The organism is uncultured Erythrobacter sp. (genome assembly GCF_947492365.1).
In the GTDB taxonomy this organism is placed as follows: Bacteria; Pseudomonadota; Alphaproteobacteria; order Sphingomonadales; family Sphingomonadaceae; genus Erythrobacter.
The window spans coordinates 1-12,509 of sequence record NZ_CANLMB010000001.1; the positions used below are offsets into that span (position 1 = coordinate 1).

Annotated in this window: 13 protein-coding genes; 8 read left to right on the forward strand and 5 right to left on the reverse strand. The window is 57.4% G+C overall.

The genetic code is table 11. The features are described from left to right. Nucleotides 1–150: 150 nt before the first annotated feature. The 5 genes from Q0887_RS15020 to Q0887_RS00020 are packed head-to-tail and all read right to left on the reverse strand — an operon-like array spanning nt 151 to nt 3,106. A complete protein-coding gene (locus tag Q0887_RS15020; RefSeq protein WP_363317631.1) occupies nt 151–315 on the reverse strand; it encodes a XapX domain-containing protein in 165 nt (54 codons plus the stop codon). Next, nucleotides 312–536 carry a DUF1427 family protein gene (locus Q0887_RS00005; RefSeq protein ID WP_299191266.1) on the reverse strand — a complete coding sequence of 75 codons (225 nt, stop codon included), beginning with the start codon at nt 534–536 and terminating at the stop codon, nt 312–314. The genes Q0887_RS15020 and Q0887_RS00005 overlap by 4 nt, the downstream gene beginning before the upstream one ends. A 49-nt stretch (nt 537–585) precedes the next feature. Next, nucleotides 586–1,779, reverse strand: coding sequence for a fumarylacetoacetate hydrolase family protein (locus tag Q0887_RS00010; protein WP_299191268.1), 1,194 nt, complete (start codon nt 1,777–1,779; stop codon nt 586–588). Then, complete coding sequence (locus Q0887_RS00015; protein ID WP_299191270.1) at nt 1,776–2,213, reverse strand: DUF6640 family protein; 438 nt, start codon at nt 2,211–2,213, stop codon at nt 1,776–1,778. The genes Q0887_RS00010 and Q0887_RS00015 overlap by 4 nt, the downstream gene beginning before the upstream one ends. Further along, nucleotides 2,213–3,106 carry a glutathione S-transferase family protein gene (locus tag Q0887_RS00020; protein ID WP_299191272.1) on the reverse strand — a complete coding sequence of 298 codons (894 nt, stop codon included), beginning with the start codon at nt 3,104–3,106 and terminating at the stop codon, nt 2,213–2,215. Before Q0887_RS00020 ends, Q0887_RS00015 begins: the two co-directional genes overlap by 1 nt. An 81-nt stretch (nt 3,107–3,187) precedes the next feature. Between Q0887_RS00020 and Q0887_RS00025 the strand changes: the two genes are divergently transcribed. The 8 genes from Q0887_RS00025 to Q0887_RS00060 all read left to right on the forward strand — a co-directional run bounded on the left by Q0887_RS00025 (nt 3,188) and on the right by Q0887_RS00060 (nt 12,499). After that, nucleotides 3,188–3,829: a TetR/AcrR family transcriptional regulator gene (locus Q0887_RS00025; RefSeq protein ID WP_299191274.1), complete on the forward strand. Its 642-nt coding sequence runs from the start codon at nt 3,188–3,190 to the stop codon at nt 3,827–3,829. Between the two features lie 3 nt (nt 3,830–3,832). Next, nucleotides 3,833–4,654 (forward strand): hypothetical protein, encoded by an 822-nt coding sequence (locus Q0887_RS00030; protein ID WP_299191276.1) that lies wholly within the window; start codon nt 3,833–3,835, stop codon nt 4,652–4,654. Continuing rightward, complete coding sequence (locus tag Q0887_RS00035; RefSeq protein WP_299191278.1) at nt 4,651–6,003, forward strand: FAD-binding oxidoreductase; 1,353 nt, start codon at nt 4,651–4,653, stop codon at nt 6,001–6,003. Before Q0887_RS00030 ends, Q0887_RS00035 begins: the two co-directional genes overlap by 4 nt. Nucleotides 6,004–6,055: 52 nt before the next feature. Continuing rightward, nucleotides 6,056–7,756 carry a sulfatase-like hydrolase/transferase gene (locus tag Q0887_RS00040; RefSeq protein WP_299191280.1) on the forward strand — a complete coding sequence of 567 codons (1,701 nt, stop codon included), beginning with the start codon at nt 6,056–6,058 and terminating at the stop codon, nt 7,754–7,756. Nucleotides 7,757–8,157: 401 nt separating this feature from the next. Then, on the forward strand, nt 8,158–9,588 hold the full coding sequence (locus Q0887_RS00045; RefSeq protein ID WP_299191282.1) for an MFS transporter: 1,431 nt from the start codon (nt 8,158–8,160) through the stop codon (nt 9,586–9,588). A 12-nt stretch (nt 9,589–9,600) separates the two neighbouring features. Continuing rightward, nucleotides 9,601–10,410 (forward strand): acetoacetate decarboxylase family protein, encoded by an 810-nt coding sequence (locus tag Q0887_RS00050; protein ID WP_299191284.1) that lies wholly within the window; start codon nt 9,601–9,603, stop codon nt 10,408–10,410. Continuing rightward, nucleotides 10,407–11,669: a 3-hydroxyacyl-CoA dehydrogenase NAD-binding domain-containing protein gene (locus Q0887_RS00055; RefSeq protein ID WP_299191286.1), complete on the forward strand. Its 1,263-nt coding sequence runs from the start codon at nt 10,407–10,409 to the stop codon at nt 11,667–11,669. Before Q0887_RS00050 ends, Q0887_RS00055 begins: the two co-directional genes overlap by 4 nt. Continuing rightward, nucleotides 11,666–12,499, forward strand: a complete 834-nt coding sequence (locus Q0887_RS00060) for a TauD/TfdA family dioxygenase (protein WP_299191287.1) — start codon at nt 11,666–11,668, stop codon at nt 12,497–12,499. Before Q0887_RS00055 ends, Q0887_RS00060 begins: the two co-directional genes overlap by 4 nt. Nucleotides 12,500–12,509: the final 10 nt, after the last annotated feature.

Below are 12,509 nucleotides of genomic sequence, written 5' to 3' on the forward strand. Positions count from 1 at the left end.
ACGCGGACACCGCCGATGAGCGGTCTGTCTGCTTAGTCAGGTCGCCACCCAGAAGCGGATCGGCTGGTCACGACCCAATCCGAGACTTTGGCTCCTGAATTCGCGGGTTCCAAATGCGGACTTGCTCCGCGCCTAACTGGGTCGGAGAAATCAACCCAAAATCGCAAGAGCAAGATCTGCAGCAAGAAACCCAATAGTCATCGCTACAACGAGCAGCGCGCCAAGCAATTTCGGCGGCGCTGGAAGGGGCAGATCAAACCACCTACATCCATATCCGATGACAAAAGCGAGGAGAAAGCCGACTGCAGTCGTCACCTCCCGTATCCCCTATTTGTTGGATCATCTGCCAAACCCTCATCGCCAACGTCATTTCCAGTGCGCCGGGCGATCTGCTTGTCTGCGGCCAGATGTCCGAGCGTCATCGCCAGTACAAGAAGAGCGCCAACCAGGGCCGGTGGTGCTGGAAGTGGTATGCCAAACATCCGCGTGGCCGTTCCAATTGCCAGTGCGAGCACAATTGAAAGCGCAATCTTCATGCGTAGAAATTGTCCCCCGGATAGTGACGCACGGAATGCTGGTTGCGCATCATTCGACGACCCTCACCACAATATCTCCGAGGTTGCTGGAGCCGTATTCCACAATGTCTCCCGGCTGGAGATAGTGTTTGCTCGCAAGTTCATTGGTGATGAGTGTCCTCCGTGCGACATCCATGAACTCCTCGCTTGCCAGTGGTCCGCCCTGGCCGAGATAAGCCATGATCGCCTCGATGATGTCGCCGCGGGTGGGGGGAGTGAAGATTGTCCCTTCCGAGGTTCCAGACATCAACGTGGCGGACGTGGGGATCGAAGCTTCGGGCATCAGTTTGACGTAGCCGTCGCGATAGAGGAAACGCGGTTCCTTCATGTCACCGAAAGCTTTCTCGACCAGCGACCGGAAGTCGAGCGTCATTTTCCCACCGCGCGCATCCTGACGCGGTGAACCATTGACCGAGGTGGTCATACGGACATTCGAGATGAAGGCCTTCCAATCGCTGGGGATGATCAGAAACGGTCCGGTCGGAAAGAAATCAGGGCCGCTCTTCGCATCGCTGAAGCCATGGCCAGAATCCAGATTATCAGGGTCGGCGAGATTGATCAGTGCATTGCGGTTGGTGAAGTCACCGCAGAGGAAGAAACCCTTCACGGCTTGGTCGAATTCCGCAGATGAGGTGAGCTCTCGGTCGAAGCGCACGCATAGCTCCACCTCATAATCGAGCAGGATACCGGGATTGGCGCGAACCGTTGTGCGTGCAGGGGAAGCCGAGCCGAATTTCGGAAACTGGAAGACCGAAGTGCTGTTCGCCTCTTCGGCATGTTCGGGGAAATTCGTGCCTGTCCCAATATGCTGCTCGCCGCCCGGTCCCGAGGGCAGGAGGTCGGTCATGGCCACGGTAGAGATTGGCAAGCCTTCGAGTCGACCAGAACGAACCGCAGACAGATCGGCTCCGCCAAGTGCCGCGAAAGGATCGTCCGTTACGGGTGCTCCCAGCTGTTCAAGATCGATGCCTGTTGCGGTTTCGTCGTCCCAGCTCGTGACGAGCATAGTGTGTGTCCCACCATCATCGTGCGCGAACTGGGCAAGCGTGATCGCTTCATCGAGTGGGGCCAGCCCCAGTTCGAGCGGCTCCTCCTCGAAGCTCGCCGGATTGTAGCGCGGATCGGACGAGGTCGCCCAAGCCGCGAATATGCCAACAGTTGAAAGGGCTACTAGTGCTACCGACCATTTTCCAAATTTGTTCATGAGCGCTTCCTATCACCGGGCATTTTCGCAAGCAGCACAAGCGCAATCAGGTAAACCACCGTCAGGATGGAGAAGACGAAGACGTTCTCGTCCATTCTCAGAATCGCGACATGGTGCTCTGGATCGACGATCGCGCCACCGTAGGAATCCACGGCTATCGTCGCGACCCAGAATCCGGCGAGATTGCAGGCCTGCCAGATTGCGGGAATTCTGAGGTCCCGGCGTTTATTTTCAGCCGGCCGCCAGATGAAATAGAGGTTCGCCAGTCCCGAAAAGACCATGAACCCCAGCAACCAGGCTAGGTGCAGTCTTGCGTGACCGACCCAGCTGGCATTGAAAAGGTGTGAGTGACTGATGTCCCTTATTGCCGGGCCGAAGAACTCCAGTGCGGTGATTGTCAGAAGGATTTGAATAATGCGCAATCTGGATGGCATCAGATCAGCTCCTCTTTTGGGGCATCCACGTCACTGCCCATTGGCCATTCTTTCCAGGCTGCAAGCGATGCGCCGCTCACTCGTCGGAAGAAACGGTAGATCGGGGATAGAATGCGAAGTGAGAGCGGCCCATTGTTGATTTCGATCCGAAATGCAGGGCGATCGAGCATCCGGCGATAGTGTTCCCTGACTGCAGGGTGTCGCTCCAATGGATAGCCCGCAAGGGCGGCGCGATGAATATTGATGAACCAGGCGATGTCGACAACCGTGGGGTGGTCAGTCACCAGCCATTGGCTGCCGGCCAGGTGTTGCTCAAGCCGCGAGAATGCGTCGCTAAACGCGAGGACAGCCTTGCGCACCTGCGTATTGCTCACTCCATTGAGGGCAAATTCGCGCCACCATTGAACCTGACGCTTACGATAGGGATCGTCCGGCCCATTGGCGAGATAGACTTCAAGCTCGGCCTCGCTCTTCTCCATCATCTTGCGCGGCGCAAGAAAACCCATGGTGATCGCGCGTAAATGGTCATGCAATGCGCTTTCGAGCTCCAGCAGTTCGAGCGCGGCCTGCCTTTCGCTCTCCCCTGATGGAATCCAGCTTTCCTCGCTTGGATAACGATCTTCGAGATATGTGAGGATGTCGTTGCTCTCGATGTGGACATCGCCATCGTCGATCAGCACCGGCACAACGCCGCGCGGGTTGATGCCAAGATACCATGGCGTCGTGTGCTCTAGCTTCTTGAGATCGATTTCACGCGACCGATAGGGCAGCCCCTTTTCCCGTAGCAGGATGCGCACTTTCTGCGAGCAACTGCTCTGGGAGAAGTTGAGCAGGTGCAGGCCCTCCCACCCAAGCACCTCCTTTGTCTGCAGCTGTGCCGGATCAAGCAACACGTTCCGTTCTCCATTTCGGGTCCGCGATCTGGCGAATCCAACAAATTTGACACATGTTATAAAAATGCTATTTAAAGGCACATGTCAAGGCGAGAAGAAGCGAAAGAATTCAACCGCGCCCGCATTCGTGCGGCGGCCGAGGAGATCATCCGGACTGAGGGCATGGAAAAACTCACCATGCGGCGGCTGGCCGAGCAGGCCGATGTCAGCCTGCGCACACCGTACAATCTGTTCGGCTCCAAAACCGACGTCCTGATCTCGCTGATGGAGGAGGCGGAGTTCGAGCTGTCGCCACTCGGCGCGGGCGAAGAGAATCTCACGATTATTGAACAGCTGTTCGGCTCGCTCGACCGGATCGAGGCGTTCTTCGAAAGCGATGAAGATTACTTCCGCGGCATCTACGCCAGCATCATGACCTCCGATCACCCGGAGGCGCGCGAAACAGCGGTCTCGCGCAGCGTCGGACTGGCGTGCGTCCGTCTGCAGCAAGCCGCTGAAAACAGCGAGCTGGTCCCCGGCACTGATACAGACAGCCTTGGCAGACATCTCGCTATTCAGCTGTTGGCTGTGTTGGGGATGTGGGGGTCGGGATTTTTCTCCAACCGCGAGAGTATCGCGCAGGTTCGCCAGAGCTGGTGCGCGGCGCTGCTTCAGCATTGCAGCGAGACATCGCGCCCCTTGATCACCGCCGCCTATCGCGCCGCCATTGAAACGAAAGGCTGAAGCATGACCCAGCGCCTGCTTGGATATTCGGAGCAAGAACTTGCACAAAGCCCCTATGCACGCTTCTTCAACCCCGAGCTCGATCCGCTTCAGCCGCAAGTCGCCGAAGCCCTGTTGGTCGGGCCGCAGGCGCATGAGCTGTTTGCACCGGCCACGGATGCCTCCACGATGATCGAACCAGGGTATTGGCCGGTGGAAACAGGCTATGCACGCCCACCAGACGGCTCCATCCGGGTCTTCTGCCTCACCAAAATGCCGCGTGTTACTCCGCAGATGTGGGACTGGTGGTTTGGCTGGCACGGCTGCGAAGCGCAGCGTTACAAGCTGTGGCACCCCAAGGCACACGTCAATGCTCAGTGGGCCGATGGTCGCAGCGACGAGAGCTATATCGGCCGTGTTTCGCACATTACCGAATATCTCGGCCCAAAACTCGTGAAAGGGGCGATTGGCTTCGTGTCTCCTTCGGTCATGGGTTTCGATGAAGCCCGGCTGGCGAAGCAGGGCGAAGTCGCTATCTGTGCACGGGTCGGCCTGCCGGGCGCTCCGCTCAAGGCCGGATGGTTGCTGCACCAGCTGCGCCCAGTCGAAGGCGGGAGCGAGATGCGCTCGCGCATGTGGATGGGCGGTGAAAACGTTGCTCTGGGTGACAATCCCGGCGCATTGGGTCGCGGGTTTGCCAAGGGGTTGCGCCCCATCGCAGGCAAGCTCCTGCCATCCCCAGCGGATCTCCTCGTCCACAACGCGCAGGAAATGGCCCATCTGGCAGGCTTCCTGCCCGAACTGTTTGAGGAGTTCGGTGCTGCCTATCGGGAGCGGCAGGCATGAAACGACCCAAGGGCAAAGGACGCATATGGCGGCGCGGAGAACAGGGGTTCGACAAGGCGGTCCTTGCCACCAGTTTCAATGCCCGCGATTCCGGTGCGCGCCCGGACCTGCTGGTCGAAGCAAATTCGGCGGAGGATGTGCAGTCGGCACTGTTGCAGGCACGCGAGAAAGGCTGGCAAGTCAGCATCGTATCCGGCGGGCATAGCTGGGCGCAGAACCATCTTCGCGAAGGCGGTTTGCTGCTGAGCATGGCGCGGATCAACCAGATCGAAATCGATCCGCAAGCTGGCATCGCCAAGGTGGGGCCGGGCTGTTGGGGCCTCGACCTCGACTGCGCGCTCAAAAAGCACAAGCTGTTTTTCCCGATCGCTCATGCCCCCGATGTCGCGCTAGGCGGCTTCCTGCTCCAAGGCGGCTTTGGTTGGGGCAGTCGCGATTTGGGGCTGGCAACGCAGAGCGTGATCGGCATCGATCTCGTTCTCGCCGACGGCAGCCGCATCCATGCCAGCAAGAGCGAGAACGCGGACATCTTCTGGGCCGCGCGCGGATCGGGACCGGGCTTTTTTGCTGTCGTTCTGCGCTATCACCTGCGCCTGCATCCGCGGCCGAAATTCACCGGCATGAAGGTACAGGTGTTCCGGCAGGAACATCTCGACGATGTGTTCCGCTGGGCCGATGATGTCGGGGCCAGCGTCGCGCGCTCGGTTGAGTTTCAGATGTTGATCACGCCCAAGGCGATGGGTATTTTCAAGCCGGGGATAGAGGTTTTTGCGCCGGTCCTTGCCAATAGCTGGAAAAAAGCACGCGAAGCGGTTCGCTTCATCAACGACAGCCCGATCCGGAAGCTCGCCAGTTTTACAACCCCGCTCATTCCATCGAGCACCAGCATCCTCTCGCAGACCGCAAACATCACCCACTTCCCGCCCGATGTGCGCTGGTGCGCGGACAATATCTGGACCGATGCGCCGATTGACGACCTGCTGCACGGCCTGAATGCCATTGCTGATACTATGCCGCCTGCTCCAAGCCATGCTCTGTGGCTCAACTGGCATCCGCCCAGGGAACGGCCTGACATGGCGTTCTCGCTCGAGGCCAATCGCTATCTCGCGGCATATGGCGAGTGGAAGCACGCTGCGGACGATCACAAATATGAGAACTGGGCGACCGAACGCATGACAGCGATGCAGGACCACGCGGTTGGCATTCAGCTTGCGGACGAAAATCTCGGCAAGCGCCCCGCGCGCTTCATGAAGGATGAGAATTTGGCCCGACTCGATAGCTTGCGCGCCAAATACGATCCCTCAGGGATGTTCAGGCCATGGATGGGCCGCCCGGATCAAGCGAACTGATATGCCGCGCATTTCCCGCAGGACCGTAATGGGGGGCGCTGCGCTGGGGGCTTTGGGCGCAGCTGGTTATGGTCTGGGCTGGTTCACTCCCAAGGAAGCGCCCGGGACGCGCGGGGTGAATCGTGATGCGCCCGTTCCCAAGGGCCGCAAGGACCTCAACCTGCTGGTGATCATGGTGGATCAGGAACGGTCATGGGAAACGCTTCCCACGAGCCTCGATCTGCCCAATCATCGCCGGATTGCCGAGCGCGGCACCTATTTCTCAGGCCTGCAAGTGACCTCTCCGCTGTGCACGCCCTCTCGTTCAGTCTTCTGGACCGGTCAGCACGTTCAGCACACTGGCGTGCAGGACAATACCAATGTGCCGCTGATGGGCAGGCCGCTCGATCCGGCCATCCCGACCCTTGGTCACATGCTGCGCGATGCTGGCTACTACACGGCCTACAAGGGCAAATGGCACTTGCACGAATTGCCGCAGGATGAAGCCTGGGAAGGCGCTGCCGACCGCCCCGATGCGCTCGAAGCCTATGGCTATTCCGACTACGGTTGGGGGCCGGAACTGATCGACTCCCAAGCTGGCTGGAAGTTCGATGGCCGGATAGCGGGCGACGCCGCAAAATGGCTGACCGGCAAATCGCGCAATTTAGAGCAGCCATGGGCGCTGACGGTCAGCTTCGTCAATCCGCACGACATCATGTTCCTCGATGCAACCGGCGAGCAGGCGACGACACGGGTGCAAAACACCTTGCCGGGACCGGTCCTGCCGATACCCGACGATCCGCTTTACCAGATTGCCAAGGTTGCCGACCTGCCGCGCGATTTCAAACCTGGCGGCTACCAAGGACAGCTTCCCGCGCAGGCTGACTACGATACCTACATGGACTATTTTTACGGATCCATGCCGCATGACAATGTCGAAGCGTGGATCAGGTTCTCTCAATACTACTACAACTGCATCCGCGACGTAGACCGGCATCTGGGCACGGTGCTCGACGCGTTGGAGAGCAGTGGTCAGGCCGACAGGACGATCATTGTGCTGACGTCCGACCATGGAGAAATGGGCGGCGTGCATGGCCTGCGGCAAAAGGGCCCGTGGATGTTCCGCGAGAACCTCAATGTGCCGCTGGTGATCTCCCATCCGGATTCGCGAACGCCAAGAACAAATGATGGGCTCGTTTCTGCCGTTGATTTCACACCAACCATACAGGGGCTGGTCGGCATTGAAGAACAGATAGTCAGGGATCGCTATGCGGCGATCAGCGGCCTGGACATGTCGCAAGAACTGGCGAGCGGTTCGACCGAACGCAGCCACTCAGTCAAAGGCGCGCTGGTCACCTACAGCGTTAGCCATCATGCGGACCCTGACTTTGCCAAATCCGTTTTCGAGAACCAGAAGATCGATTCTGCCATTGGCAGGTTCGGCAACAGCGTCGGCGCTGGTCTGACACCAGATTTCAGCGCCCGCAGCTTCATGCGCGGCGTGGTGACCGACGACTACAAACTCGCGCGCTATTTCTCTCCGCGTGAACACCATGTGCCGCGAACGCTCGAAGAGTTGAAGGCGCGCAACGATCTCGAAGTCTTCGACCTGAAACAGGACCCGGGCGAGACCCGCAACCTGGCCGCATCGGAAGCGGTTCCGGATGAGGTGCTCGAAGATCTAAACACGAAACTGAACGCGCTCATCGATACTGAAGTCGGACCAGACGACGGGCGAGACATGCCGGGGCCGGGGTTCTACTGGAAGGGCTAATCTTTAGCTCCATCGCCTAGTTCAAATGCGGGTGACGTTTCCCGAAAGCAGTCTGTCAGCAAACACCTCCAATTGCAGACATTGAACGGTGACTGGAAGTGGGCCGGTTGCGGAATGTCTGCTCATTGGGCTGTGAGCGCGAAGAGCCGCCATTCCGCTAACGACCCCATGAGCGGTCATTTCCAAACGTACCGAAGCCCCAAATTGACGGCGATGACCACATAGTTGGCATGTGGCCTCTGGTTCGGTGCGTATCTTGCGAGGTTCAGTCGATAAATCTCGGTGATTTCGCCGCATGGAGCCGCCTGCAGCAAAACCAACACCGGTTAGCTATTCTATCCTTATTGAAGCACCTGGTTAGCCGTGTAGCGATCTCAAGCTGAGAAGTTTGGAGAGCGACTTTGACCACCACAAAGATTCCGATAGCAACAAAGCTTGCGTATGGTTTCGGAGCTATCGCCTATGGGGTTAAGAACAACGGGTTCGATTTCTTCCTGTTGTTGTTCTACTCACAGATTCTTGGAGTTGAAGCAGAACTGGTCGGGCTGGCGCTGCTTATCGCACTGGTCTTCGACGCATTCTCCGATCCGTTTGTCGGCTATCTGAGTGACAATACCCGCAGCCGGTGGGGGCGCAGGCACCCATGGATGTATTTCGCTGCAATACCGGTCGCGATTGCCTATTTCTTCCTTTGGAGCCCGCCTGAGGGCATTTCGGGCAATATGCTGTTTGCCTATCTGGTCGTCCTATCGATCCTGATCCGCACTCTTATCACGCTCTATGAAGTGCCAAGCTCTGCGCTCGCCGCGGAACTGACGCGCGACTACGACGAAAGAACGTCACTTATGGCGTGGCGCACATTCTTTGGCTGGATCGGCGGGACGCTGATCGCCGTCTTTACGCTGGCTGTCATTCTAGCGCCCAATGAAGCCAATCCTAGTGGCCTGTTCAATCGCGACGGCTTCACCACCTATGGTCTGATCGCCTCCGCAATGATCTTTGTTTCGATCATAGTGGCAAGTCTCGGCACGCACCGTTTGATCCCGACCTTGCCGGCCGCGCCCGCGAAACAGCCCAAGAAGCTGGGTTTGATATTCGCTGAGATTCTCGAGACTTTGACAAGCAAGTCGTTCTTCGCACTGTTTATGGCGACCGTCCTATCATCGGTTGCCACCGGCCTTGCGATGAGCCTCAATCTCTACATCAATTCTTTCTTCTGGGGCTTCACGCAGGAACAGATTAGCATACTGATCCTCGCATCGCTTGTCGGAGCGGCACTTGCGGTGGTGATTGCACCGTTCTTCACCAAGCAGTTCGGTAAACGCAATGGAGCGCTTATCGCGGCAGGCGCGACATTGTTCATGTCACCCGTGCTGATCACCCTGCGCTTGCTCGGCGTTCTGGAGCCGATGCCGGTAGATGGGCAATCGTTCCTGTTGCCACTGATTTTCGTGGTCGCGGTGATCGAGATGACCCTGATAATCTCATTTCAGGTGCTGATGTTCTCGATGATCGCCGATCTGGTGGAAGAAAGCGAGGTTAAGACCAAGCGACGGTCAGAAGGTGTGTTCTTTGCAGCGATCACTTTTTCGGCAAAGGCAACGCAGGGTTTGGGGATTTTCGCTGCATCGCTGGTGCTTGCCGTTGTCAACTTCCCTGAGGGAGCCGAACCAGGCCAGGTTGCAGACAGCACCGTGCAGGAATTTGGTAAAACTTACCTGATTGCGATTGTGGGGCTTTGGGTCCTGCGACTGCTCTGCGTGCGCCTCTACAAGATCGACCGCGCCGCGCATGAACGCAATGTCGCGCAGACCCTAACCCCGGCTGATTGAGAGGAAGATCGAGTGTTCAAGCGTGATCCAACCAAGAGCCACATGATGCCGGCACATTTCGGCGCGCGCTATCACGGTCCGGGCAGTTCCGGCTGGTATCGCGACGTGACCGCGCTGACTGTTCCATATGTAACCGATGGCAGCCAATTGGCGCAGTTGCTTCCGCAAGGATTCGAGCCAGCTGCCGAGCCGATCATCTCTGTCTTCTATGCCTGCAACCGACAAGTCGATTGGCTCGCCGGGAGAGGATACAACATGATCGGCGTGAATGCCGACGTTACTTATCGCAGTGATGGCGAATCCCTTGAAGGGACCTTTGCGTTGGTCATCTGGGAAAATCTGACCGATCCAATCCTGACTGGGCGCGAGTTACAGGGAATTCCCAAAGTCTATGCCGACATTCCGGATCACAGCGTCTCCAATGACGTCTGGCGCTGCAATGCGAGCCATTTCGGACACACGATTGTCGATATTGAAGTCTCTGGACTGCGCGCGCCTGAACTTGAGGAGATTGCCGCCAGTGAGGAAGACCGCAAGGGCAAAGATAATCCAATGGGCTGGCGCTACATACAGCAGGCTGGATCATTTGAACCCAAACTTGACGAATACACAACTTTCCCGAGCGAAAACCACATCACTCAGATCATGCTGGGCGAAGGCAAGGTCGAGTGGAAAAATCTGAGCTGGGAGCAGAATCCGACTCAATTCCATATCGTCAATGCTCTCAAGTCGCTGCCAATTCTTGATTATCGGCCTGCTGCGTTAACTAAGGGCAGCACCAATCTGATCCTTCCTGGTCGTCTGCCCAGGCCGCTCAAATGAGGCCTCACGGCGAAGGTCATGTCTGCTTCATCGGCGGCGGCACGATGGGGTGTTACAACGCGCTCTTAGCCGCTCTGGCTGGCTACGACGCGGTGGTTTACGACATTGCATGGGACTCCCTGCTCGAAGTGCCGCAGCGTGTATCTGAGATAGCCGGAGAGATGGCGATAGCAGGACTTATCTCGCCCAAAGCCGCGCAGGACGCCTCCTTACGGATCGCGATCCAGAAAGATCTGAAAGCGGCACTTTACGGTGCAGGGCTAGTCAGTGAATCCATTTTTGAAAATCTCGCAGTGAAGCGCGAATTATTCGCCGAATTGGAGAGATACGCGGCATCCGATACGATCCTTACCACCAACAGCTCATCTCTCTTGGTTTCGGATATCGAGGACGCGGTTATTGATGGAAGCCGCTTTGCCGCGCTGCATTCGCATCTGGGAGCGATGTTGTTTGATATCGTGCCCGGTCCGCGGACGTCACCGGCTACACTTTCACGTTTGCAGGACTATGTGCAACACCTCGGTGGAGTGTCGCTTGTCCTCAAGAAAGAGAACAAGGGGTATGTTTTCAATGCTATGATCGGCCCTGTGCTGGCGGCTGCTATGCTGCAGGTCATCGATGGCGCAGCGAGCATTGAAGAGGTTGACCGGGCGTGGATGAAGCGCACGGGTTCTCCGATGGGGCCGTTCGGGATGATGGACCTGTTCGGCACGCGGCTGATCTATGATAGCTGGAAGAACCGCCCGGCGATGCCGGAACAACCATTGATGGATCTGATGAGGCGTAAGGTCCTGTCCTTTCTCGCACCTGTTGTGGGGACGGGGCGATTTGGGATGAGGAGCGGTCGCGGATTCTATACTTATCCTGCCCCCGCTTATGCCGCGCCCGACTTTCTCCAAGCTCATCCCGAATCGTCTCTGGCCGACTATGCTCTGACATCGGCATGGACTCAGAATGCAGTCTTGATCGCCACCAATGACGTAGCGCGGCCCCATGATGTCGATCGCGCTTGGATTGCAGCCACCCGACAGGCCAAAGGACCTTTCGCTATCCTAGATGAAATCGGATTGGATCGCGCATTGACACTGTTCCACGTGACAGGACCACTTGCAGGGCCGGAGAATGCAGGCAAGGTGCATAAATGCCTGATCGATCAGCTTGCGCAAGGTCGATCCGGCTTGCAGGTGGGCAAAGGGTTTTATGAGTATCCAGACCCAGCCTATGCTGCTGTAACTTTCCTGTCGGGGAGTGTGATTTGAAAGCCAGCGACTGGTCACAATCTTGCGGCTCCTTGATCGAAGGTGTCCAACTGGCCGATGCCAGCGATTCAGAAATCTATCAAATGCGGCAATTGCTAGCGCGACGCGGTGTCTTATTCTTTAGAGATCAGGACTTTGCACCGGCAGCGCATTTGGCCTTTGCGAAGAGTTTCGGCGACCTCGTCCTCAACAAATTCTTCATGCCGGTTGAAGGGTTTCATGAGATTGCCGAGGTGCGCAAGGAAGCCAACCAAACCACGAATATCGGCGGCGGCTGGCACACTGATCACAGCTATGATGTTGCACCTGCGCTTGGATCCATCCTTGTCGCCCGAGAATTGCCGACAAAAGGCGGCGACACGTTGTTTGCCAATATGCACGCCGCATGGAGCGCTTTGCCTGATCCGCTCAAACAGCGCGCAAAGCAGCTAACAGCGGTACATTCCAATGCCCATATCTATGGACGGGACGGCTATTATTCGAGGACCGATCTTGCCAGCTCTCTTAAGGGTTCGGATGATGTCGGTTCGGCGACTCATCCGGTGATGGTGCGTCATCCGCAGACGGGCGCGGAGATCCTGTATGTGAATCCGGCACACACAATTGCTTTGGAAGGATTGGCGCGCGAGGAAAGCGAGGAATTTCTAAGAGTCTTGTTCCACCATGCTCAACAGCCGCAATTCCAATGCAGGTTCAATTGGCAACCAGGCTCGGTTGCGATCTGGGATAACCGTCTAACCTGGCATCTTGCCGAGAATGACTATGATGGTGAACGCCGCTTGATGCATCGCATCACACTGGCCGGAGAGCCATTTCCTTTGCCTACATAAGGGCATTGCA